Annotated in this window: 22 protein-coding genes; 7 read left to right on the forward strand and 15 right to left on the reverse strand. The window is 68.3% G+C overall.

The window, feature by feature from the left end:
- Nucleotides 1-134 precede the first annotated feature (134 nt).
- On the reverse strand, nucleotides 135-1,760 hold the full coding sequence (locus tag WAX14_RS12635) for an AMP-binding protein (RefSeq protein WP_422628404.1): 1,626 nt from the start codon (nucleotides 1,758-1,760) through the stop codon (nucleotides 135-137).
- A 147-nt stretch (nucleotides 1,761-1,907) separates the two neighbouring features.
- Between WAX14_RS12635 and WAX14_RS12640 the strand changes: the two genes are divergently transcribed.
- The gene (locus tag WAX14_RS12640) at nucleotides 1,908-2,768 is read left to right on the forward strand and encodes a LuxR C-terminal-related transcriptional regulator (RefSeq protein WP_422628405.1); all 861 of its coding nucleotides are present in this window, start codon (nucleotides 1,908-1,910) and stop codon (nucleotides 2,766-2,768) included.
- Nucleotides 2,769-2,786: 18 nt separating this feature from the next.
- Here WAX14_RS12640 and WAX14_RS12645 read toward each other — a convergent pair whose 3' ends face one another.
- The 5 genes from WAX14_RS12645 to dxr all read right to left on the reverse strand — a co-directional run bounded on the left by WAX14_RS12645 (nucleotide 2,787) and on the right by dxr (nucleotide 9,257).
- Nucleotides 2,787-4,625, reverse strand: a complete 1,839-nt coding sequence (locus WAX14_RS12645; protein ID WP_422628406.1) for a penicillin-binding transpeptidase domain-containing protein — start codon at nucleotides 4,623-4,625, stop codon at nucleotides 2,787-2,789.
- A 91-nt stretch (nucleotides 4,626-4,716) separates the two neighbouring features.
- The gene (locus WAX14_RS12650) at nucleotides 4,717-5,553 is read right to left on the reverse strand and encodes a GNAT family N-acetyltransferase (protein WP_422628407.1); all 837 of its coding nucleotides are present in this window, start codon (nucleotides 5,551-5,553) and stop codon (nucleotides 4,717-4,719) included.
- Between the two features lie 103 nt (nucleotides 5,554-5,656).
- On the reverse strand, nucleotides 5,657-6,811 hold the full coding sequence (gene ispG / locus WAX14_RS12655) for a flavodoxin-dependent (E)-4-hydroxy-3-methylbut-2-enyl-diphosphate synthase (protein ID WP_422628408.1): 1,155 nt from the start codon (nucleotides 6,809-6,811) through the stop codon (nucleotides 5,657-5,659).
- A 44-nt stretch (nucleotides 6,812-6,855) separates the two neighbouring features.
- Nucleotides 6,856-8,076, reverse strand: a complete 1,221-nt coding sequence (locus WAX14_RS12660) for a M50 family metallopeptidase (protein WP_422628409.1) — start codon at nucleotides 8,074-8,076, stop codon at nucleotides 6,856-6,858.
- Nucleotides 8,073-9,257: a 1-deoxy-D-xylulose-5-phosphate reductoisomerase gene (dxr, locus tag WAX14_RS12665; protein ID WP_422628410.1), complete on the reverse strand. Its 1,185-nt coding sequence runs from the start codon at nucleotides 9,255-9,257 to the stop codon at nucleotides 8,073-8,075. The genes WAX14_RS12660 and dxr overlap by 4 nt, the downstream gene beginning before the upstream one ends.
- Nucleotides 9,258-9,408: 151 nt before the next feature.
- Between dxr and WAX14_RS12670 the strand changes: the two genes are divergently transcribed.
- Nucleotides 9,409-9,654, forward strand: a complete 246-nt coding sequence (locus WAX14_RS12670; protein ID WP_422628411.1) for a DUF2631 domain-containing protein — start codon at nucleotides 9,409-9,411, stop codon at nucleotides 9,652-9,654.
- Nucleotides 9,655-9,813: 159 nt separating this feature from the next.
- Here WAX14_RS12670 and WAX14_RS12675 read toward each other — a convergent pair whose 3' ends face one another.
- A complete protein-coding gene (locus WAX14_RS12675; RefSeq protein WP_422628412.1) occupies nucleotides 9,814-10,437 on the reverse strand; it encodes a response regulator in 624 nt (207 codons plus the stop codon).
- Nucleotides 10,434-11,660 carry a sensor histidine kinase gene (locus WAX14_RS12680; RefSeq protein ID WP_422628413.1) on the reverse strand — a complete coding sequence of 409 codons (1,227 nt, stop codon included), beginning with the start codon at nucleotides 11,658-11,660 and terminating at the stop codon, nucleotides 10,434-10,436. Before WAX14_RS12680 ends, WAX14_RS12675 begins: the two co-directional genes overlap by 4 nt.
- 128 nt (nucleotides 11,661-11,788) lie before the next feature.
- Between WAX14_RS12680 and WAX14_RS12685 the strand changes: the two genes are divergently transcribed.
- Nucleotides 11,789-12,856: an ABC transporter permease gene (locus WAX14_RS12685; protein ID WP_422628414.1), complete on the forward strand. Its 1,068-nt coding sequence runs from the start codon at nucleotides 11,789-11,791 to the stop codon at nucleotides 12,854-12,856.
- Between the two features lie 56 nt (nucleotides 12,857-12,912).
- Nucleotides 12,913-13,602 (forward strand): ABC transporter ATP-binding protein, encoded by a 690-nt coding sequence (locus tag WAX14_RS12690; RefSeq protein ID WP_422628415.1) that lies wholly within the window; start codon nucleotides 12,913-12,915, stop codon nucleotides 13,600-13,602.
- Between the two features lie 197 nt (nucleotides 13,603-13,799).
- Here WAX14_RS12690 and WAX14_RS12695 read toward each other — a convergent pair whose 3' ends face one another.
- Nucleotides 13,800-14,762: a 4-hydroxy-tetrahydrodipicolinate synthase family protein gene (locus WAX14_RS12695; RefSeq protein ID WP_422628416.1), complete on the reverse strand. Its 963-nt coding sequence runs from the start codon at nucleotides 14,760-14,762 to the stop codon at nucleotides 13,800-13,802.
- Between the two features lie 71 nt (nucleotides 14,763-14,833).
- On the opposite strand from WAX14_RS12695, the gene WAX14_RS12700 reads away from it, so the two are divergent.
- Both WAX14_RS12700 and WAX14_RS12705 read left to right on the forward strand, forming a co-directional pair.
- Complete coding sequence (locus tag WAX14_RS12700; protein WP_422628417.1) at nucleotides 14,834-15,832, forward strand: LysR family transcriptional regulator; 999 nt, start codon at nucleotides 14,834-14,836, stop codon at nucleotides 15,830-15,832.
- A gap of 581 nt (nucleotides 15,833-16,413) precedes the next feature.
- A complete protein-coding gene (locus tag WAX14_RS12705) occupies nucleotides 16,414-16,860 on the forward strand; it encodes an SRPBCC family protein (protein WP_422628418.1) in 447 nt (148 codons plus the stop codon).
- Nucleotides 16,861-16,878: 18 nt separating this feature from the next.
- Here the strand turns inward: WAX14_RS12705 and rlmN are convergent, their stop codons facing one another.
- Nucleotides 16,879-17,988 carry a 23S rRNA (adenine(2503)-C(2))-methyltransferase RlmN gene (gene rlmN / locus WAX14_RS12710; RefSeq protein WP_422628419.1) on the reverse strand — a complete coding sequence of 370 codons (1,110 nt, stop codon included), beginning with the start codon at nucleotides 17,986-17,988 and terminating at the stop codon, nucleotides 16,879-16,881.
- Nucleotides 17,989-18,094: 106 nt separating this feature from the next.
- On the opposite strand from rlmN, the gene WAX14_RS12715 reads away from it, so the two are divergent.
- Nucleotides 18,095-18,964 carry an HpcH/HpaI aldolase/citrate lyase family protein gene (locus WAX14_RS12715; RefSeq protein WP_422628420.1) on the forward strand — a complete coding sequence of 290 codons (870 nt, stop codon included), beginning with the start codon at nucleotides 18,095-18,097 and terminating at the stop codon, nucleotides 18,962-18,964.
- 90 nt (nucleotides 18,965-19,054) lie between these two features.
- Here the strand turns inward: WAX14_RS12715 and WAX14_RS12720 are convergent, their stop codons facing one another.
- From WAX14_RS12720 to tsf, 5 genes are all read right to left on the reverse strand, one after another.
- Nucleotides 19,055-19,750: a class I SAM-dependent methyltransferase gene (locus WAX14_RS12720; protein ID WP_422628425.1), complete on the reverse strand. Its 696-nt coding sequence runs from the start codon at nucleotides 19,748-19,750 to the stop codon at nucleotides 19,055-19,057.
- 41 nt (nucleotides 19,751-19,791) lie between these two features.
- Nucleotides 19,792-20,721 carry a phosphatidate cytidylyltransferase gene (locus WAX14_RS12725; RefSeq protein WP_422628421.1) on the reverse strand — a complete coding sequence of 310 codons (930 nt, stop codon included), beginning with the start codon at nucleotides 20,719-20,721 and terminating at the stop codon, nucleotides 19,792-19,794.
- A 2-nt stretch (nucleotides 20,722-20,723) separates the two neighbouring features.
- Nucleotides 20,724-21,281 (reverse strand): ribosome recycling factor, encoded by a 558-nt coding sequence (frr, locus tag WAX14_RS12730; protein WP_422628422.1) that lies wholly within the window; start codon nucleotides 21,279-21,281, stop codon nucleotides 20,724-20,726.
- Nucleotides 21,282-21,309: 28 nt separating this feature from the next.
- The gene (pyrH, locus tag WAX14_RS12735; RefSeq protein WP_422628423.1) at nucleotides 21,310-22,038 is read right to left on the reverse strand and encodes a UMP kinase; all 729 of its coding nucleotides are present in this window, start codon (nucleotides 22,036-22,038) and stop codon (nucleotides 21,310-21,312) included.
- A 177-nt stretch (nucleotides 22,039-22,215) separates the two neighbouring features.
- The gene (tsf, locus tag WAX14_RS12740; protein WP_422628424.1) at nucleotides 22,216-23,040 is read right to left on the reverse strand and encodes a translation elongation factor Ts; all 825 of its coding nucleotides are present in this window, start codon (nucleotides 23,038-23,040) and stop codon (nucleotides 22,216-22,218) included.
- Nucleotides 23,041-23,297 lie beyond the last annotated feature (257 nt).

A 23,297-nucleotide genomic window follows, 5' to 3' on the forward strand; every position in this document is an offset into this window, starting at 1 on the left:
GGACTGGGGGTTCCGGGAACGAGAGCTGTGCGTACAGACATGACGACCAGGATATGCCCGCGCGCGGGTGATGGCTGTCGAGGCATCACCCGCGCGGCGCGCTCGGTACTCGGTCAACCGGGTTCAGTACCCGATCAGCGCTGACGGAGCAGGAACCGCTGGACCTTGCCGCTGGGTGTCTTCGGCAGGTGCGGCACGAAATGCACCGTCCGCGGATAGGCGTGCGCGGCGAACTTCTTCTTCACCAACTGTTGCAGCTCGTCTTCGAGTTCGTCGGTGCCCTCGACACCCTCACGCAGGACGACGAACGCCTCGAGGACCTCCCCGCGCAACTCGTCGGGCATGCCGACGACCGCCGCCTCGACGACCTGTTCATGCAGCACGAGCACGCTTTCGACGTCGAACGGGCCGATCCGGTAGCCCGCCATGATGATCACGTCGTCGTCGCGGGACGAGAAGAAGTAGAAGCCGTTCTCGTCGACGCGTCCGGCGTCGCCGGTCAGGTACCAGCGACCGTCCTCACTGAAGCGTTCCCGTGTCTTCTGCGGTGCATCGACATAGCCGGTGAACCACAGCAGCGGGCTGGCGTGGGTGTCGATCGCGACGCGGCCGACCTCGTTCGGTTCGGCAACCTCGTCGCTGTCGTCCTTCAGTACCGCGACGGACCAGCCGGGCAGCGGCCGGCCCATCGACATCGGCGGTACGTCCTCGAGCAGGCCGTCGGCCCACGCGTTGACGACGAACATCCCGTGCTCGGTCTGCCCGTACTGGTCGTGGACGACGACACCGAATTTCTTCTCGGACCAGGTCAGCACGTCCGGGGTGAGGGGTTCACCCGCCGACGAGGCGCGCCGCAGCCGGATCTCCGGGCCTGCGTCGGGGGCGGCACGCAGGCTGCGATACACCGTCGGCGCGGCCGCGAAGTTGGTGACGCCGAACGTCTCCATCACCTGCCAGGTCAGCGCCGGCGAGAACCCGGCGTGCAGCAGGATGCTGCGTCGGCCGGCGGCCATCGGACCGAGCAGCGCGTAGTACAGCCCGTACGCCCATCCGGGGTCCGCGGCATTCCAGAAGACGTCGTCGGCGCGGACGTCCAGGCCGAATTCCATGTAGGCGTGGAACGAGGCGAGCGCCCGCACCGGCACCGGCACCCCCTTCGGTGTTCCCGTGGTGCCGGAGGTGAACAGTTGAACGAGCCCGCCTGCGCCACCGACGGCGACCGCGGCGCCCTGCGGATCGTCGCTCGAGTGGGCACCGACCAGGTCTGCGAAGTGCAGCCCGACCCCGGCCTCCCCGGCGTCGCCCGCAACGACGATCTGCCACGGCGCGTCGGCCGCGATGTCCTCGCCGGGCGCGAGTTTGCCGAGTTGGTCGGCGTCGGTGACGACGACCTTCGCGCCGCTGGCCTGCAACCGGAACGCGATGGCCGGCGGTGCGAACGCCGTGAACAGCGGCACGTGCACGGCGCCGCGACGCCAGATGCCGAGCAGGGCAACGACCAGGTCGGCGGATTTGCCCATCAGGGTCGCGACGTGGTCGCCCGGTTCGACACCGAGATCGTTCAGGGCGGCCGCGAAGCGCGTGGACTGTTCACGCAGATAGCCGTACGTCAGGTCGGTCGAGGTGAGGTCGGCGTCGACGACGGTGAATGCGACCGCGTCCGCGGGGTGTGCGTCGCACAACAGGTTCGCGGCGCACGCGTCCGCGGTGTCGTAGCGGTCCAGTAGTTCGCGGACACGAACATCGAAATCGGCGGCCATCGACCGTCCTCCTCATCGAGCGTTCACAGTTCGGTTTTCGCAGGCCGCGGCGCAGGCCGCGGGATGCGCACCACACCAGGGTTGCACCGTTCTCTATGATGCGAGTCACAACTCGTTCCCGATACCCCCGGAAAGGGGTGGGCCGTCGTGCCGGTGTCCGATCCTTCGTCGCTGCTCCGGCCACGCGACGGCGATGCTCTGCGCGGTGAACTGCGGCGCACCGCCGCCGACGCGCAGGTCTCGGTGGTGTTCGCCGGGGAGGTCCACGGCGGCCACATCCATCTGAGTGAGTTCCTCGGTACCCGCACGAACGGGCTCGACGGGGTGATCGTGCCGCCGAAGGCCGGGCTCGGCGGGCTTGTCGTCGATCGGGTCAAGCCGTTGACGGTCTCGGATTACGGACGGTCCTCGTCGATCACCCACCACTTCGACCGTCCGGTGCTCGGCGAGGGGCTGCGGTCGATCCTCGCGGTTCCGGTGCTCGTGCGGGGCGCCGCACGGGCTGTGCTGTACGGGGCGATTCGTGAGTGTGCGCCACTGGGTGATCGCGCGGTCGGCGCGTTCGTGCAGGCCGCACGGCGTCTCGCCGACGAGATCACGGTGCGCGACGAGGTCGACCGGCGACTGGCGATGCTCGCGCGGCTCGGCCCTACCGACCGTGATCCGCTGGCGACAGCGGAGGTCCGGGAGGTGCACGCGGAACTGCGCAGCCTCGCCCAGACGGTGATCGATGTCGGTTTGCGCCGCCAGTTGCGGTCGCTGTCGGATCGGCTCGTCGGCGCGTTCGGTGGTGTCCCGGCTCCGGAGGCCGCGATCGTGCTCTCGCCGCGCGAGACCGATGTGCTCTCGCATGTGGCGCTGGGCTGCACCAACGTCGAGATCGCGCAGCGTCTGTCGGTGACATCGGAGACGGTGAAAAGCTATCTGCGCAGTGCGATGAGCAAACTCGACGTGCACACCCGGCACGAGGCGGTGGTCGTGGCACGGCGACTGTCGCTGTTGCCCTGACTCCTGTTCTTTCCGCTGTCAATAGCCGTCCGGCAGGGCCTCGAACATGTCGCGGGTGACGGAGACGGCGTTGTCGGAGCTGCCGCCGCGAACGACCAGCGTGGCGAACGCGAGGTCGCCGCGATAGCCGACGAACCACGCGTGTGATCCGCCCTCGACCTCGGCCTCACCGGTCTTGCCGTACACCTCGCCCTGGTCTCGGATGCGGTCGGCGGTACCGCTGGTGATCACCAGCCGCATCATGCCGCGCAGTCCGTCGACCATCTCCTCGGTGATGGCCGGGCGATCGCCGTCGACGGTGGTTTCCCGGCCCTGGATCAGGTACGGGACGGGGGTGTGCCCGGCGGCGACGGTCGCCGCGGCGAGCGCCATCGCGAACGGGCTGACGACGACCCGACCCTGTCCGAACCCGTCCTCGGCACGTTGCACGATGTCCTCCGCGGGCGGTACCGACCCGGAGAACACCGGCAGTCCGACGAGCCCGTACTCGGGGCCGATACCGAACGCGGCGGCCGCGTTCGTGAGCGCGTCGGCGGGCATCTCGGACGCCAGCTTCGCGAACGACGTGTTGCACGAGCGGGCGAACGCCGTCGCCATCGGGACGACACCGAGCGCGAATTCGTTGTAGTTGGGGACGCTGCGTTCACCGATGGTGATCCGGCCCGGGCACGGCACCATCGTGTCGGGGGTCGCAAGACCGGTGGCGATCGCCGCACCCGAGGTGATGATCTTGAATGTGGAGCCGGGTGGGTAGTGGCCCGCGATCGCGACCGGACCGTCCCGGTCCGCGGCCTTGTTCTGAGCGACCGCCAGGACCGCGCCGGTGGACGCCTCGATCACCACCGTCATGGCCTGTTCGACGCGAGCATCGACCGCAGCCTGCGCCGCCAACTGGATGGGCCGGTCCAGGCTGATCGAGAACGAGGGCGCCGGCCGCGGCGCCGTCTCGGTGAGGACCCCGACGTCTCCCCCGTACTGATTCATCGCGACGACACTCCAGCCGGACACACCGTCGACCTCGTCGATGACGGTCTTCTTGATCTGACCGAGCAGATCCGGCGCGAAATTCCGGTCGGTGGCCACGAGATCCGCCTGCTCGGTGACCAGCACGCCGGGGATCGCACCGAGCGCGTCGGACACGGTCACGTAGTCGTCCTCGACCAGCCGGACGACTGCGGACGCGCCGCTCGCCGCCGTCGCAGATTCGGCGATCGACTGGGCCGTGAGGGTGCTGTCGAACCCGGACAGGGCAGCCGACAGGGCATGGGCCGCGCCGAGCACATCGCGGCTCGCGGACGCATCGAACGCGACGGAGTACACGGTCCCCGGGACGAGCACGTCCCCGCCGGAGTGCTCGTTGACGCGGGCCCGCGGCGCGGCCTTGGTGCGCAATTGCATCGTCTGGCGGTCGCCGAGCTGCGGGTGCAGGTTCGAGCGGGTCCACCGCACGATCCAGTCTTCACCGCTGCGTCCCATCTGCATCGACCCGGTATACGGCCAGATTCGGTCCTTGGGCAGATGCCACTCGTAGGAGTAGGTGACCGTCGCGGTGTCGCCGCGGATCTGCACGCCGGCCGTGCCTGCGGTCAGCGACTCGGCCTGCACGCCGTCCCAGGTCTCGGCGAGGGCGGCCTCGGCCTCGTCGGGTCGGTCCGTGTGGCCGGCGGCCGCCGCGAAGTCCTGTTCGGAGAACGCGGTGAGGAACGCCAGCGCAGCAGCTTCGGGGCCTGCAGGTTTCGGTGTGCACGCCACGACTCCGCCGAGTACCGCAACCATGACAACCGCCGCCGCCACGGTCCGGACGAGGACATGGCGGCGGGCAGCCGGGAACGACGCGGGTACCGATCTGGCTTTCATCGCCCGTCATCGTAGGAGCCCGAGGCCCGAACATCGGGGAGGCGCAACGAACGTGGTGGCCGTCGCCCCGCCCGGCCGGAGGGTGCCCAGTTCAGTCGAGCAGAACGGTGGAGAACGTGGCGACCTGCCGGAATCCGATGCGCGCGTACGCGGCGCGGGCCCGCTCGTTGAAGCTGTTGACGTACAGGCTCGGCAGCCGTCCCGTCGCCGCGACCGCAACCGCGACTGCCGCGGTGCCCGCCGATCCGAGTCCCGCGTCGCGCATGGCCGGGCTCACCCAGACGCCCTGGATCTGTCCGACCGTCGACGACTGCGAACCCACCTCGGCCTTGAAGACCACTTCGCCGTTCTCGAACCGGGCCCAGGCACGTCCGGTCGCGATGAGGCCCGCGACGCGGCGCCGGTAGCTGGCTCCCGAGTCCCCGGCACGCGGGTCGATGCCGACTTCCTCGATGAACATGGCGACGGCGGCGGGAAGATAGGCGTCGAGTTCCTCGGGCCGGACACGCCGCACCAACGGGTCGGGTGCAACGAGCGGCTCCCGATCCAGGACGAGCAGGGGTTGTTCGGCGCGGACCTCCCGGGCCGGCCCCCACGTCGATTCGAGCAGTTCCCACATGGGCATCGCCAATTCGGCTCGACCGACGACCGACGAGCACAGCCGTGGGCCGCGAGCGGCACGTTCGGCGAATGCCTGCACGTCGTCGGGGGCGCCGAGCAGCGGAATCAGGTTGGCTCCGGAGAAACACAGCGACGTCTCGGGGCCGCCACGGCTCCACATCTCGCCGCCGACGGATCGACCGGCGATGCCGTACTCCTCGACGCGTCCGGTGACCATGCACGACGCCACCGGGTCGCGGGCGAGGACCCGCAAGACCGCGGCGGTGTCCCGTCCGCCGAGCGACCGGACCCCCAGAAGCTTGAGCACGTGCCCACCACCTGTCGACTGCCGATACCGACCAGATTGCCACGAGCCGCAGCCTTACGGAAACCTACTCCCGAATGACGGGCACCGCACCGGTCACCGGCGTTCACCCCACCGACACGGTGGGTGCGCCGGAGCCGGCGTCCCCTTCCATCTCCTCGGCGATGCGCAGCGCTTCCTCGATGAGCGTTTCGACGATCTGCGCCTCCGGAACGGTCTTGATGACCTGCCCCTTGACGAAGATCTGGCCCTTGCCGTTGCCCGAGGCGACACCGAGATCGGCTTCCCGCGCTTCACCCGGGCCGTTGACGACGCACCCCATCACCGCGACACGCAACGGCACTTCCATGCCCTCGAGGCCCGCCGAGACCTCGTTGGCGAGGGTGTAGACATCGACCTGGGCGCGACCACACGACGGGCACGAGACGATCTCGAGTTTGCGGGGACGCAGATTCAGCGACTGCAGGATCTGGGCGCCGACCTTGATCTCCTCGGCGGGCGGCGCGGACAGCGACACCCGGATGGTGTCACCGATCCCTTCCGACAGCAGCGCACCGAAAGCCACCGCCGACTTGATCGTGCCCTGGAACGCCGGCCCGGCCTCGGTCACGCCGAGATGCAACGGATAGTCGCATTGCGCCGCGAGTTGCCGGTACGCCTCGACCATCACGACGGGGTCGTTGTGTTTGACGGAGATCTTGATGTCGCCGAAGCCGTGTTCCTCGAACAGGCCCGCCTCCCACAACGCGGATTCGACGAGCGCTTCGGGCGTGGCCTTGCCGTACTTCTGCATCAACCGCGGATCGAGCGAACCCGCGTTCACGCCGATACGAATCGGAATGCCGGCATCACCGGCGGCTTTGGCGACCTCCTTGACGCGGCCGTCGAACTCCTTGATGTTTCCGGGATTGACGCGCACGGCGGCGCACCCGGCGTCGATGGCGGCGAAAATGTAGCGCGGCTGGAAATGGATGTCCGCGATCACCGGGATCTTGCTCTTCTTCGCGATGGTCGTGAGCGCGTCGGCATCCTCCTGCCGCGGGCAGGCGACCCGGACGATGTCGCAGCCGGAGGCGGTGAGTTCGGCGATCTGCTGGAGGGTCGCGTTGATGTCGTGCGTCTTGGTGGTGCACATCGACTGCACCGACACCGGATGGTCGCTACCGACACCGACGCCGCCGACCATCAACTGGCGGGTCTTGCGGCGCGGCGCGAGCACTGCGGGAACTTCGGGCATGCCCAAACCGATGGGGCTGGTCACGTTTCGCCTTCTTTCGTTGCTCCTGCCGATTCTAGCGGCGCAGGTCAGAGCAGCTTGATGGGGTTGACGATGTCCGCGGTCAACGTCAGCAGCATGTATGCGCCACCGACGACCACGGCCACGTAGGTGATGGGGAGCAGTTTCATGTAGTCCACGGGCGGTCCGTCGACGAGGCCGCGCAGATTGCGAACCCAGTTGCGGATGCGTTCGTAGATCGCGACGGCCATGTGCCCGCCGTCGAGGGGCAGCAGCGGCAACAGGTTGAATGCGCCGAGGAAGAAGTTCAGTTGGGCGAGCAGCAACACGAAGGACCGCCAGATTCCTGCCTCGGCGAACTGACCACCGATGACGCTGGCACCGACGACACTGACGGGGGTGTCGATGGCGCGTTCCCCGCCGGTCACCGCGGTCCACAGGTCGGACACCTTCGACGGCAACTGCACGAGCGCCTCCGCGGTGCGCGCGACGATGAATCCGGTGAACTCGAAGGTCGCGGGGACCGCCGACAACGGCGTGTACTCGAGATCACGGGGCTCCCCACCGACGCCGATCGCGCCGACCTCCCGCGACACAGGCTTCGCGTCGGGGTCGTTGCTCTGGTAGACCCAGCGCTGCACCTGCTGAATCGCCACCGGGAACGTGAGGGTCTGCTCGCCACGTTCGACGGTGAAGTCGACCGTTCCGGACAACGGTTGGGTGGCCTGGACCAGTTGACCGAAGGTCTCGACCGGGGTGTCGCCGACCGCGACGACGACGTCGCCCGGTTCGATTCCGGCAGCCTCGGCCGGTCCGACACCGTCGCATGCGGCGGGCTCGTAACCGCCCTCCTCACCTGCCTGCGTCGGAGCGGCGCATCCGACGGTGCCGACCACGGCACGAGTCTCGGTGTTCGGCAGGCTGGACGTGACGGCGAGGGCATAGATCAGCACGATGCCGATCAGGAAGTTCATGGCGATGCCGCCGGACATGACGACCAGGCGTTTCCAGGTCTTCTGCTTGTACATCGCGCGGTCGTACTCGTCGGGTTCGAGTTCGTCGAGTGCGGTCATCCCGGCGATGTCGCAGAATCCGCCTGCGGGCAGCGCCTTGAGTCCGTACTCGGTTTCGCCGCGCCGGAACGAGAAGATCCGGGGGCCGAAGCCGATGTAGAACCGCCGCACCTTCATGCCGAGCTTCTGCGCGGTCCACATGTGGCCGGCCTCGTGCAACGCGACGGAGGCGGTGATGCCGAGGGCGAAGATCACCACGCCCAGCACGAACATCATCGGTAACGCTCCTCCTGTTTCACGAGCACGCGGGCTCGGTCCCGAGCCCACCCGTCGGCGGCGAGCACGTCGTCCACGGTAGCGGGTTCCGCCGACCACTCGTGTGCGTCGTCGAGTACATCCGCGACCGTGCGGACGATGCCGGGGAACGGCAAGGCACCCGCCAGGAACGCCTCGGCGGCGATCTCGTTGGCCGCGTTGTACACCGCGGTGAGGCTGCCGCCCCCTCTCCCCGCGGCGCGGGCCAGGTCGACGGCGGGGAACACCGTGTTGTCGACGGGCGCGAACTCCCACGTCGACGCGGTCGCGAAATCGAGAGCCGGGGCAGCGCCGGGAACCCGATCCGGCCACGCCAGTGCCAGTGCGATCGGCAGTTTCATCGACGGCGGCGACGCCTGCGCGAGCGTCGAACCGTCGGTGAACGTCACCATCGAATGCACGATCGACTGGGGGTGGACGGTGACGTCGATACGGTCGTAGTCGATGCCGAACAGCAGGTGGGTTTCGATGAGTTCGAGCCCCTTGTTGACGAGGGTCGCCGAGTTGAGGGTATTCATCGGGCCCATCGACCAGGTTGGATGCGCACCGGCCTGCTCGGGGGTGACGCCGTGGAGCTGCTCGGAGCTCCAGCCGCGGAACGGGCCACCCGACGCGGTGAGCACCAGCCGGTCGACCTCGCCGGCGGCGCCGCCACGCAGGCACTGCGCCAACGCCGAATGCTCCGAATCGACGGGCACAATCTGGCCGGGGGCGGCCGCAGACATGACGAGCGCACCACCTGCGACCAGGGATTCCTTGTTGGCGAGCGCGAGCCGCGCGCCCGTCGCGAGGGCCGCAAGGGTCGGTTCGAGGCCGAGCGAACCGACCAGCGCATTGAGGACGACGTCCGCCTCGGTCTCGCGCACCAACTCGGTGACCGCAGCCCGTCCGCTGCGGACCTTCACGCCGCCGTGCGGCAGGTCCAGCCGAGCCGCGGCGTCCGGGTTCGCGACCGCGACGTCGGTGACACCGGTCGCGCGGATCTGGTCGGCGAGCAACGCGAGGTTGCCGCCGCCGGCGGCCAGGCCGACGACCTCGAACTTGTCGGGGTTGGCGTCGATGACCTCGAGCGCCTGGGTCCCGATCGATCCGGTACTGCCGAGCAACAGGACGCGGGTACGGGAGTGAGATTCTGTGTCCACCACGCGACTATTGTTCCTGATGCACCTGAGGTGTTCCTGAATCGGCTGGGGACAGCCGGCGACGCGCGGGCGTCGCCCCCGCTTCGTACGACAGGCGGTCGTATGCCACGATTAGCCCAACAGCGCGATCTTTCGAGCAGGAGGAACTCCCGTGGCCGGTACCGAGTTGAAGACCACTCATGTCGACACGGCCGAGGTGCCGTCGGCGGAGTGGGGATGGAGCGGCGAAGCTCCCAAGTTCTTCCGCATCATGGCCATCATCAGCGCGGTCTTCCTGCTGCTGATGATCATCGGCAACCACCACGGTCGTGTCGAAGACTGGTTCCTGGTCGGATTCGCCGCACTACTCGTGCTCGTCGTCGTGGTCGACGCGATCAAGCGCCGTCGTCCACGGTAGTCACACACGGTTTTCGGCAGGGCCTGCCCGGCACGTTCCGGGCAGGCCCTGCCATATCTCGGGAGGCCCTGCCGTCGTTCGCCCACCTCGAGCGAAAGGCACATTCGGCTCCTACAATCGACCGAGCGTGCCTTTCGCTCGTATTGCAGAGGTGGACCTTCAGTCGATGAGTCCGCGCTCACGGGCAGCCGCGACCGCAGCTGTGCGACTGCTAACCCCCAGCTTCGAGAAGACATGCACCAGGTGCGATTTCACGGTCGCCTCGGTAACGAACAACTCCTTCGCCACGGCGCGGTTCGACAAACCCTGCGCGACGAGGGCGACGATCTCCGTCTCACGGACGCTGAGTTCCACGCGAGGCGTACGGATTCGGCGGTACAGACGCTGCGCCACATCCGGGTCGATCACCGTTTCGCCGCGATCCGCCGCCCACACCGCATCCACGAGCACCTGCGGATCACTGTCCTTGAGCAGGTAGCCGGACGCCCCCGCCTCGACGGCACGCAGGATGTCACTGTCGGTGTCGTAGGTGGTGAGCACGACGACGCGGGGCGCGTCGGCCCGCGCGACGATCGCCGCGGTGGCGGTCGCGCCGTCCATGCCCTCCCCGAGCCGCAGGTCCATCAACACCACATCGGGACGCTCCGACGCGACCAACTCGAGCGCCTGCTCGCCCGATGCCGCCTCACCGACCACATCGAGCCCGTCGTGCGACGACAGCAACGCCCGCAGGCCGGCCCGCACCACCGGATGGTCGTCGACCAGCAGGATCTTCAGTGTCATGACGGAACCGGAAGCGTTGCAGCCAAGGCTGTTCCGTCACCCGGAGCGGACTCGACGACCAGCGTGCCGCCGAGCGACTCCAACCGGTCGCGCATCGCACGCAGACCGTACGATTCCGGCCCGACCTCGACATCCGGGTCGAAACCGACGCCGTCGTCGACCACGTCGAGTCGTACCTCGTCCGGGGTGTACGCGAGGGTGACCCGCACATGCTCGGCGTTCGCATGCGACCGCACGTTCGCGAGCGCGCTCTGCGCGACCCGCAGCAACGCGACATCGAACTCCATCGGCAGATCCACGGCGTCACCGTCGACGACGAGTGCGGCAGCGACACCGATGTGCTCGTGCAACTGGGACACCACCCGGCCGAGCGCCGATCCGAGGGAGGCATCCTCCAGTGCCGACGGGGTCAGTGCCCCGACGACCCGCCGCGCCTCGACAAGGTTGTCCTGCGCGGTGGCGGCGATGCGGGTGAGCACTCCCACCGGATCGGGATCGCGCTGTCCGGCCCTGGCGAGCAACAGGATCGACGAGAAACCCTGCGCGAGAGTGTCGTGGATGTCGCGGGCCAACCGGGCGCGTTCGGCCACGGCACCCGCCTCGCGTTGCAACGCCGCGAGTTCGTCCTGGGCCCCGAGCAGGTCGCGGTGGGATCGGGCCAGTTCGTCGTACAGTCGACTGCGTTGCTGGGCGTCGTGCGTCAACTGCTGATACACCAACGCCATCCCGGCGGCGGCGGCGGCACCGAAGACGGGTCCGACGATCGACGCCACGGTATTGCCCTCACCGTGCCACAGCGCTGCCATCACGGCCACCGCGGTGATCCCCACCGTCGACACGAGCGCCGCCGCGGTCGGGAGGAGGTGGAAGCACAGGAAGAACAGCGGGAACGCCACCCACACGTAACTCCCGCTGAACGCGGCGAGCCCGAGCCAGCCGGCCACCAGGATCGCGAACCACACTCTGCCGTAGCCCGCGCGGCCCGTGTCCGCCGATGTCCGCGCAAACCGGATCCCGGCGAGGTACCACCCGAGTACGAGCACCGCGAGCACCAGCGAGGGCACGGGCTGCGGGTCGTCGACGATGCTGCGTCCGGCCCCGACCGCGAGCAGCAGAACGAACAGTGCGTGCGCGCCGAACATCATGACACGCAGTACGGAGGCCGGACTGCGGTCGGCGAACGCCGACGTCGAACCTCGCTCGCGGTGTGCTGGGAGTTGCATTTCGTCCACGCTAACACCGTCGACGGGTTCCGGCCTGCCGCGATCACCGGAATCAAACTTTCGATTGACCGGGAAGCCCAACCGTCGTGCGATGCGTCGACCCCCTGTCCGGGACGAGGCTGGACACCATGTTCCTCGGTATACGTGACCTGGTGTTCGCCAAGGGCCGCTTCGCATTGACGATCGTGGTCCTGTTCCTTCTCACCCTGATGGTGGTGATGCTGTCGGGGCTGACCGCGGGGCTGGGAAACCAGTCGATCGCCGCGGTGCAGCGCATCGGCGCGGACCACTTCGCGTTCAGCGCCCCCGCGGGCGACCAGAAAGTGTCGTTCAGCGACTCCAGGGTCGGCGACACGCAACGCGACAGCCTGGCCGCGCAACCCGGCGTCGACGAGGCCGTGATCCTCGGTGTGGCGCCGACCCGGCTGTCCGTCGACGGCCGTGACGTCGGGGCCAGCGCGTTCGGGGTCGACGGCTCGTCGTTCGTCGCACCGGTGCCACTCACCTCGGGGAAGGTCGCCGTCGACCGCACCCTCGCCGAGGACAACAACTGGGCCGTCGGGCAGCAGGTCGACGCCGGCGGCCGGACATTCACGGTGGCGGCACTCGTCGACGATTCGTTCTACAGCCACCAGCCGGTGGTCTGGTTCGACCGATCCGACTGGACCGCACTGCCGACGTCGGGAGGCAGTGAGGGCAGCGTCGTCGCCTTGCGCACATCCGCCGGTTTCGATGCTGCGGCCACGTCCGCGTCGACCGGCACCGCCGTCACCGATGTCTCCGGCGCGCTGAACGCGATCGGGGGCTACAGCTCCGAGCGCGGTTCCCTACTGATGATGCAGGGCATGCTGCTGGCGGTCAGCGCGCTCGTGGTCGGTGCGTTCTTCACCGTGTGGACCATCCAGCGCAGCCAGGACCTGGCGGTCCTCAAGGCTATCGGCGCGTCGTCCGGATATCTGCTGCGCGACGCTCTCGGCCAAGGACTGATCGTGCTCGTCGCCGGTGCAGGTCTCGGCACGCTCGCCGCGATGGGCTTGGGGGCCCTCGCCGCGCAGGTCGTCCCGTTCACGTTGACGGTCGCCGGCACCCTCGTCCCGTTCGTCGCGCTCGTGGTCCTCGGCATGGTCGGCGCGACCGCAGCCGTGACCCGCGTCGCCACCATCGACCCCCTCGCCGCGCTCGGCGCGGCCCGCTGACACCGCCGCGCTCGGCGCGGCCCGCTGACACCGACATCCGAGTGAAGGAGACATCCATGAGCATCACCCTGCGTGACACCGTCCTGACCTACCCCGACGGCGACGGCGTACTCCACGCTCTCGACCACGTGAACTTCGCGGTCGGTCGCGGCGAACTGGTCGCGGTCACCGGCCCGTCCGGCTCCGGCAAGTCCAGCCTGCTGGCGGTGGCCGGGCTGCTGACCGCCCCGGACTCCGGGATCGTGATGGTCGACGATGTCGACACGATCGGGTTGAGTCGCGCGCAGCGCACCGCGTTTCGGCGTGAGCACCTCGGTTTCGTGTTCCAGCAGTCGAATCTGCTCGCGTCGCTCACCGCCACCGAACAACTGCTGATGACGACGCACCTGCGTGGTCGTCGGGTCCGTGACCAGCGCGGCCGGGCGCGGGATCTACTGACCTCGCTCGGGCTGGACGGGCATCTCGACAAGCGTCCCCACCAATTGTCCGGTGGGCAGCGGCAGCGCGTCGCGATCGCCCGCAGCCTGATGAACGACCCGTCGGTGCTGCTGGTCGACGAGCCGACGTCCGCGCTCGACGAAGCCCGCAGCCGGGAAATCGTCGGACTGCTGGCCTCGCTCGCCCACGAGCGGGACGTCGCGATCGTGATGGTCACCCACGATCTCGCCCAACTCGACCTTGTCGACAAGCAGTACGAAATGCACAGTGGGGTGCTGACCCGCCGCGCCGCCCGCGTTGCGGCATGACTCCCGCCTGATCCCAGCCGCTTTCGAGCGAATGTATCCCTCGGTCTATTGGATGAGACGAGGGATACATCCGCTCGCAACATCAGGGTGGCACGATCGACAAGCCTTCCGTGGCAGCGAAGAAGGCGTCGTCCACTCAGGAGCGTGACCCGACCGCCGGAGATCCCTCAGGCAAGGAGCGCACTACCGGCGATTCTTCAGAGCACCGCCCGCACGCGCAGTCGGTCGACGGCGGCGACGATCGACTCGCCGTCCTCGACCGGCAGCAGCGGGAGCCGGACGTTCGGCGTGGCGATCCGGCCGTACGCGTGCAGCACCGCCTTGATCCCGACAGGATTGGGCGGTCCCATCAGTGCGGCCGCCGGGCCGACGAGCCGATTGCCCAACTCTCGCGCCTGTTCGACCTGCCCCACCTGCCAGAGCCGGAACAGTTCGACGAATTCGGCCGTACACACGTTCGCGGTCGCCGCGATCGCTCCCGACGCCCCCATCGCGAGCAGCGGCGAGATCAGCGTGTCCTCCCCCGCGAGCACCGAGAACCCGTCTGCGCACTCCGTGACCACGCGCGCGGTATCGGTGTCGATCGCGCCGACGGCCTGCTTGATTCCGACGATTCGCGGATGCTCGGACAGACGGACGATCGCGTCCCATCCCAGTCGTTGCCCGGTGCGGTACGGAACGTTGTACAGCACGAGCGGCGCGGGACTGCGCTCGGCGAGGTACTCGAAGTGCGCGACGACGCCCGCTTCGGACGGACGCGTGTAGTACGGAACCACCACGAGCGCCGCGGTGACACCGCCTCCGGCACCCAGGACACCGCCTCCGGCACCCAGGACACCGCCTCCGGCGCCCAGGTATTCGCCTCCGGCGCCCAGGGCTTCGAGGGCGCGTCCGGTACCGACGGTGTCGTTCGTTCCGGTACCGACGATCAGGGGAACGTTGCGGTCGCGGCACACCACGGCGCAGATCCGCACGACATCGCGGCGCTCCCGCGGGGACAGCGCGGCAGCCTCGGCGGTGGTGCCCAGCGCGACGAGGCCGGCGGCACCGTCGTCGATCACGGTGTGCGCGAGTCGTTCCAGGTCCGCGCCGGAGACGTCGCCGGTGTCGGTGAACGGAGTGACAAGCGGGACAAGGATTCCCGAAGGACGAAAGGTCATGCCCCCTAGCCTCATCGCTCGAAGGCCGCAGGTCCAGTTACTGTTCGTGACGCACTACGTAAGCTGAACTGATGCTGGACCTCCGCAAGCTCCGCCTGCTGCGCGAACTCGCTCATCGCGGAACCATCGCAGCGGTCGCGGCGGCCCTGTCCTACTCGCCCTCAGCGGTATCCCAACAGCTGTCGGCGCTGGAACGTGAGGTCGGGCGGCCACTGCTGATCCGCACGGGACGTCGCGTACGCCTGACCGCGGCGGGGACGGTGCTCGTCGAGCACACCGAGGTGATTCTCGCCGATCTGGAACGCGCGCTGGCTGCGCTCGCGGCCAGTGAGACCGGACTGACCGGAACGGTTCGGCTCGGGGCGTTTCCGACCGCGCTGCGGACGATCGTGTTGCCCGCCCTGATCGAACTCGGCCGCGCCGAACCGGGTCTCGAGCCGACGGTCACGGAGGTCGACCCGGCGGACGTCCCGGACCTTCTCCGCGGAGATCACCTGGACATCGCGCTCGTACACGAATACGACAACGTGCCGTCGGCCGTGGGCGCCGGCATCGAGCTCGAACCCCTGCTCGACGAAGCGGTGTGCCTGGCCTCCCCGACCGCTCCGGGCGTGCCGGCCGAGGTCGTGATCGGCAGCCACGCCACCAGCCGATGGATTGTCGGCAATACCGGGACGCTGTGCCACACGATGGCGGTGCGCAGTTGCCTGAACCAGGGGTTCGAGCCGCGGGTGGCCCATCGCGTCGACGATTTCGCCACCGTGTTGCAACTGGTCGCCGCAGGTGCCGGCGTCGCGCTGGTGCCCCAACTCGGGTTGACCGACGTACCTGACGGCGTCGTGATCACCCCACTGCCGATCGGCCGCCGCACCCGGATCGCGTACCGGGCCGGCAGCGGATCGCAGCCGATTCTCGCTGCCGTGACCACCGAATTGCACCGGGCAGCGGAGGCATTCCGCAGCCCGGCTCCCCCACCGGCACAGCTCATGCTCACGGATCGGTCGTCCTCGATGCGCGGATCGCACACCGCCGGCGGTCGCCGCCGCGGCGGCGGCGAGTCTGGGAAGTAGTTCCTCCGACGAGCAGAGAGTGCGGACGTGTCCCAGGTCCGGAGACATTCACCGGCGAATCAGGCCGCCGAACTGTTGTCGACTCGGGTTCGTTCCGGCGAAGGGGAACTCGGCGAGCGCCTACCCGGCGAGACGACCCTTGCCCCGCAGTTCGGTGTCCGACGCTCCGCACCCCTTCGAGGTGACCCGAACCGACGGACGGTGGGCCGCACGCGCATGCCGGATTCCGCGAACGCCGGTTCCTGTCACAGGACATCCGTAAACCGTTTCACCGGAGCATATTTCGTGCTGAGAGCGCAAACCTCAACTGCACCAACAGATTTTTCGGACGGCACGGATCCGACTCCGATATTCGAGATCGGTGTCCGTTCTCGGACAAGCACATTCCGATCTCCACCACGCGTAAGCACTTTCGCCCGCTAACTATCGGGGACAACCGCGCTACGTCGGCGTACGATTTCGAGCAGACCTCCTTGCGATAGATGCCGTGGGGCAGGCCCGCTTCAAGTTCCCTGAAGATTGGGACATCCGGGGGAAACAGTTGCGCCGGGGGAACTTTCGTCACTCGGGAAGTGATCATCATGCCGGTTACCGAAGAATCCGTTGTCATCCCCCGCCCCCCATCGGAAGTGTGGGATTTCCTCTCCAAGGCACACAATTGGCCGTCCTGGGAAAATTCGATCCTCGAATGTGAACAGATCACCGACGGGGAACTCGGCGTGGGCACCCGCTGGCGCGGAGTCAACCGCCTCCTCGGCAAGAAAGTCGACTGGGTGACCGAGTTCACCGAGTGCGAACCGCAGAAGCTGATCTCGGGCAAGGCGGTGGACAGCAAGATCGGATTCGTCACCACATCGAGGCTCGACGAGGCCGACGGCGGAACCCGATTCACCTACCGCCTCGAGACCGAGAGCGGACTCGGAGGAATCTTCGGAAAACTGGCCGACCCCATCGTCGCTGCGGCATACGCGCGTGTGGTGCGCGCCAGCCTGGACAACCTCACCGACCTCCTCACCGCGGAAAGCTGACGCCCCGCCGAGGGCCGATCATCCTTCTGCGGCGAGCTGGCCACAGGCCGCGGCGATCTCCTGGCCTCGGGTGTCGCGCACGGTGCACGACACGCCCTGGGCCTGGACGCGGCGCACAAATTCGCGCTGGACGTCCTTGGGGCTGGCATCCCACTCGCTGCCCGGCGTCGGGTTCAGCGGGATCAGGTTGACGTGCACGAGCGGGCCGAGAGCCTTGTGCAGCTTCTTGCCGAGCATGTCGGCGCGCCACGGCTGGTCGTTGACGTCCCGGATCAGCGCGTACTCGATCGAGACCCGGCGGCCGGTCTTGTCCGCGTAGTAGCGGGCCGCGTCGAGTACCTCGGCGACCGACCAGCGGTTGTTGACCGGGACGAGTGTGTCGCGCAGTTCGTCGTCGGGGGTGTGCAGCGACACCGCGAGCGTGACGTGCAGGTCCTCGTCCGCGAGCCGACGGATCGCCGGGGCCAGCCCGACTGTCGACACGGTCACCGACCGCTGCGACAACCCGAGACCCTCGGGCGACGGGGAGGTGATGCGACGCACCGCGGCGACGACCCGCTTGTAGTTGGCGAGCGGCTCCCCCATCCCCATGAGCACCACATTGGACAGCCGACCCGGCCCCCCGGCGACGTCGCCGTCGCGCAGGGCCGCCGCGGCGGCCCGGACCTGGTCGACGATCTCTGCGGTGGACAGGTTGCGGTCGAGGCCGCCCTGACCGGTCGCGCAGAACGGGCAGGCCATGCCACATCCGGCCTGGCTGGAAATGCACAGCGTCGCCCGGTCCGGATAGCGCATGAGGACGCTTTCGAGCAGCGTGCCGTCGCCGGCCCGCCACAGTGTCTTGCGTGTTTCGCCGTCGTCGCACGCGATGTGCTTGACTGCCGTCAGCAGCGTCGGGAACAACGCCTCGCCGACTGTGTCGCGCATCGCGGCGGGCAGATCGGTCATCTTCTCCGGATCCGCTTCGAGGCGCCCGTAGTACTGGCGGGCGAGCTGGTCGGCGCGGAACGCGGGCAATCCGAGTTCGCGCACCGCCGCACGCCGCTGCTCGGAATCGAGGTCGGCGAGGTGCCGCGGGGGCATCCCACGCTTGGGTGCGTCGAAAACCAGGGGCAGGGAAGAAGCCATAATCACCGATTATCCCATGCTGCGAGCAGTCCCCCGGTGTGCGATCGGTTACGGGAATTGCGCCCGGTTCGCCCCGCGATGCCCGAAACCGCGGGACCATCGACGTATGTCCCCTCGGATCCGACCCGAACTCGCCCGGTCGTGGCTGCTCGTGCCCGGTCACGCACCGGACCGTTTCGGCGCTGCGGCGACCTCCCCGGCCGATGCGGTCGTGCTCGATCTCGAGGACGCCGTGCCCGCCGCAGGCAAACCGGCCGCGCGCGCCGGGGTCGTGGACTGGCTGCGCGGCGGCGGCAACGCCTGGGTGCGGATCAACGACGCCACCACCCCATACTGGGCCGACGACCTGGAGGCGCTGGCCGAGTTGTCCGGACTCGAGGGTGTGATGCTCGCGAAGACCGAGAGCGGCCATCAGGTCGACGCGACCGCCGGCCGGCTACCGGACGGCACCCACATCCTGATCCTGATCGAATCCGCGATGGGACTCGAAGCTGCCCCGGAGATCGCCCGCGCCGACGGCGCATTCCGGCTCGTGTTCGGCAGCGGCGACTTCCGCCGGGACACCGGCGTCGACGACTCGCCGCTCGCACTCGCATATCCACGCTCGCGGCTGGTGGTCGCGAGCCGCGCCGCGCGCCTGGCGGGACCGATCGACGGTCCGTCGCTCACCGACGACCCCACCGCGCTGAAGCAGGAAGCGGAGCTGACCCGGTCGATGGGGATGACCGGCAAACTGTGCATGACGCCGGAGCGAGCGTCCTACGCGAACGCGGCACTGAGTCCGAGCGTTGACGACGTGACCTGGGCGCGCGAGGTGATCGGCCGGCTCGGTGAGGACGGGAGCGGTGCGCGCGACGGCAGCGACCTCCCGAAGCTGGCGAAGGCGAAGAAGATCACCATGTTGGCGCAGGCATTCGGGGTCACGGTCGTTCGAGGTGGCGGGCATTCGTCGGGGAACGCGGATAGCGGTCGGTGATCCGCCCAGCCGAATGACAGCCGCGCGCGCCCTCACGCGCGCTGCTGTCCGTCCCGTCGGTGAGCGCATACCGCCTCCGCAGGGCTCACCTCACAACTCCAGGCCGCTCGGCTTCCGGCGGACGTGCAACCGGTACCGCACGGTCAGGGTCGTGCCGAACGTTTCGCGCACCGCCCGGTCGGCAATGCGCGGGGAGAACTCGATGCCGAGGACGCGTTCGAGGGTCGAGCGGTCCGGGAAGGACCATTCGGTGTCGATGCGTTGCAGGTCGAATCCCTGCGCGGCGAAGAACGACTCGACGGTGGGCGGATCGTAGTGCGGGAGGTCCTCGCGCATCCACCGGCCGTAGGGGTGGGCGGTCGCGTCGAGGTCCACGACGGCCAGGGCGCCGCCGGGTCGTAGGACCCGCAGCGCCTCGGCGATCCCTGCTCCGCAACCGGGCCCGAAGAAGTAGGCCGTGCGTGCGTGCACCAGATCGGCGCTGTCGTCGGGAAGCGGGAGATGCTCGGCGTCGCCGTGGAGGACGGTGACCGTTCCGGCATCGGCTGTGCGTCTGCGGGCGAGGTCGACGAGCGGCGTATGCGGTTCGACACCGGTGACCGTGCGCGCGTCCCGCGCGAACATCGGCAGGTGGAATCCGCTGCCGCAGCCGACGTCGACGACGTCGGCACCCGCCCAGCCGACGGACTCCCGCAGCGCCGTGTACACGGCGCTGCGGGTGTCCTGGGCACGGTTTTCTTCCTCGTAGACCGCGGGCCAGTGCCAAATGTTGGGGCTGGCGATCACGCTGTTCCCACTCACCGCGCGACCGGCCCGGCGACCTGCCACTAGACGAACGCCGCGAGGACCAGCCACGTGACGAAGGCGGACGGCAGGATCGAATCCAGCCGGTCCATGATGCCGCCGTGGCCCGGCAGCAGGGTGCCCATGTCTTTGATGCCGAGGTCGCGCTTGACCTGCGATTCGATGAGATCACCGGCGGTCGCGCACAGCACCAGCAGCAGACCGAGCAGGACGCCGACCCACCAGGCGCCGCCGAGCATCAACATCACGGAGAGCACACCGACGGCGACGCAGGCGATCGACGAACCGGCGAAGCCTTCCCACGACTTCTTCGGGCTGATCGCCGGGGCCATCGGATGCTTACCGAACAGCACCCCGGCCACGTAGCCCCCGATGTCGGACGCGACGCACACGAACATCAGGCACAGCACACGGAGCGGTCCCTGATCCTCGAACACCATCAGCGTGGCGAACGACGCGAGCAGCGGCAGCCACGCGGCCGTGAAGACGGTGACCGCCGTGTCGCGCAGATAGTTCTGTGGCTGCGCGTCGAGGCCACGCTCGAACAGCCGCCACAGCATAGCGACGATGACGGTGCCGGCGAATGCGGCGAGCACCCCGGTCGTGCCGTAGGGCCAGCCGAGCCAGATCATCGCCTGCCCGCCGAGCAGCAGCGGGATCCGCGGGACCCGAACGTCGGCTTCACGCAGTCGCTTGGTGACCTCCCATGTCGCGATCGCGATCGCGATCGCGACAACAGCGAGCCACGCCGTCGGCACGAACAGCAGGATGCCGATGACGAGCGCGCCGAGCGCGGCGCCCACGCCGATCGCGGCAGGCAGGTTGCGGCCGGCCTTGGACGCCTTCTCCGGTGCGGGTGTGTGCTCCGCGGCCGGAGCAGCGGGTGTGATCCCGGTGGTGTCACCGGAATCGAGTGGAAGCTGCGGGCCGGACGGCCCGTCGGCTCGGCCCACCGTCAGACCTCCATCAGTTCGGCTTCCTTGTGCTTGACGATTTCGTCGATCTGCGCGACGTACCTGGCAGTGGTCTTGTCGAGGTCCTTCTCCGCGCGGTTCACCTCGTCCTCGCCGGCTTCTCCGTCCTTCTGGATACGGTTCAGCTCGTCCATCGCCTTCCGGCGGATGTTGCGTACCGCGACCTTGGCATCCTCACCTTTGGCCTTGGCCTGCTTGACGAGTTCACGGCGGCGTTCCTCGGTGAGTTGCGGCACCGAAATGCGGATGATGTTGCCGTCGTTGGAGGGGTTCACGCCGAGATCCGAGTTGCGGATCGCCGTCTCGATCGCGTTGAGTTGCGACGCCTCGTACGGCTTGACGATCACCATGCGCGCCTCGGGCACGTTGATGCTGGCAATCTGGGTGACCGGCGTCGGCGAACCGTAATAGTCGACGACGATGCGGTTGAACATGCCGGGGTTCGCCCGGCCGGTACGGATGCCGCCGAGGTCGTCCTTGGCCACCGTGACGGCCTTCTCCATCTTCTCCTCGGCTTCGAAGAGGGCTTCATCGATCACGGCAGTTCCTCCATGTTCCGTTGTCCAATCATGACCGTACGAGTGTTCCGATCTTCTCACCGGCGACTGCTCGGGCGATATTGCCTTTGGTCAGCAGGTTGAAGACCATGATCGGCATGTCGTTGTCCATGCACAGGCTGAACGCGGTGGCGTCGGCGACCTTGAGGCCCTTCTCGATGACCTCGCGATGGGTGGTCTCGGTGTACATCGTCGCGTCGGCGTCGACCCGCGGGTCGGCGGAGTAGACGCCGTCGACGGCCTTGGCCATGAGCACGACCTCGGCGCCGATCTCGAGGGCGCGCTGCGCAGCGGTGGTGTCGGTGGAGAAGTACGGCATGCCCATGCCTGCGCCGAAGATCACGACGCGACCCTTCTCGAGGTGACGACGGGCACGCAGCGGAAGATACGGCTCGGCGACCTGCCCCATGGTGATCGCCGTCTGCACGCGGGTGTCGATCCCTTCCTTCTCCAGAAAGTCCTGCAGTGCAAGGGAATTCATCACAGTACCCAGCATGCCCATGTAGTCGGACCTGGCACGCTCGAGGCCACGCTGCTGCAGTTCCGCACCGCGGAAGAAGTTGCCACCACCGATCACGACCGCGACCTCGACACCGCTGCGGACAACCTCCGCGATCTGCTGCGCGACCATCGTCACGACGTCGGGGTCGAGTCCGACCTTCCCGCCGCCGAACATCTCGCCACCGAGCTTGAGGAGCACGCGGCGGAAACCGGGCCGTTCGTGGGCATGGTCGGACATGGCTCTCCTCTGTCTGGAACGAATCGCGGATCGCACAGGATCGGCTCTATTATCCTGCCTCATCACCACCGTAGGGCCGAGACCGGGGCGTGAGGGATTACCCGCCGGCCCGAGCCGGGCCGTGACGCGCCTCGACCCCGCGCGGCACGAGGCCGGCGGGGTCGAGGACAGGTGGGTCTAGCTGGCGCCGACCTCGAAACGAACAAAGCTGGACACCGTGGCGCCTGCTTCGTCGAGGATCGCCTTGACGGTCTTCTTCGAGTCCGTCACCGACGACTGCTCGAGCAGCACGACGTCCTTGAAGAAGCCGTTGACCCGCCCTTCGACGATCTTCGGCAGTGCAGCCTCCGGCTTGCCCTCGGCCTTGGCGGTCTCCTCGGCGATACGACGCTCACCCGCGACGATGTCCTCGGGAACCTCGTCACGAGTGGTGTACTTGGCCTTGAGGGCTGCGACCTGCATCGCAGCAGCGCGAGCAGCGTCGGCGGCGGCGTCGCCCTCACCGGAGTACGCGACGAGCACACCGACGGCAGGCGGCAGGTCGGTGGCACGCTTGTGCAGGTAGACGGCAACCGGGCCGTCGACGACGGCGACACGACGCAGCTCGAGCTTCTCGCCGATCTTGGCCGAGAGCTCCTCGACCAGGGTGCCGACGGTCTTGCCGTCGACGTCCACAGCCTTGAGGGCCTCGAGATCGGCCGGGCGGGCCGCGGCGGCGGCGGTGACGATCTTGTCGGCGAGAGCCTGGAACTCGTCGTTCTTCGCGACGAAGTCGGTCTCCGAGTTGAGCTCGATCAGAACGCCGTCCTTGGCGACGACCAGGCCCTCGGCCGTGGAGCGCTCGGCGCGCTTGCCCACGTCCTTGGCGCCCTTGATGCGCAGCTGCTCGACGGCCTTGTCGAAGTCGCCGTCGTTGTCGGCGAGCGCGTTCTTGCAGTCCAGCATTCCGGAGCCGGTGAGCTCACGGAGCCGCTTGACGTCGGCGGCGGTGTAGTTCGCCATGGTGTGCGAGCCTCCTGTGTCTGTGAAGGAAAGTTCATCGGGTGCGGGCGGCACCAGCGCGGGACCGCTCGCAGTGCAACGGCCCCGACCATGATCTCGCGATCGAGCGGTCGGGGCCGTGCAACGGATCAGGCCTCGGGGGCTGCGTCCGCGGCAGGTGCCTCGGCGACAGGTGCCTCAGCGGGCGCCTCGGCCTCGGCGGCCGGAGCGGCCTGCGAGAGCAGTTCCTGCTCCCACTCGGCGAGCGGCTCGCCGGC

The sequence above is a fragment of the Rhodococcus sp. (in: high G+C Gram-positive bacteria) genome (assembly GCF_049299235.1).
Lineage (GTDB): Bacteria > Actinomycetota > Actinomycetes > Mycobacteriales > Mycobacteriaceae > Rhodococcus.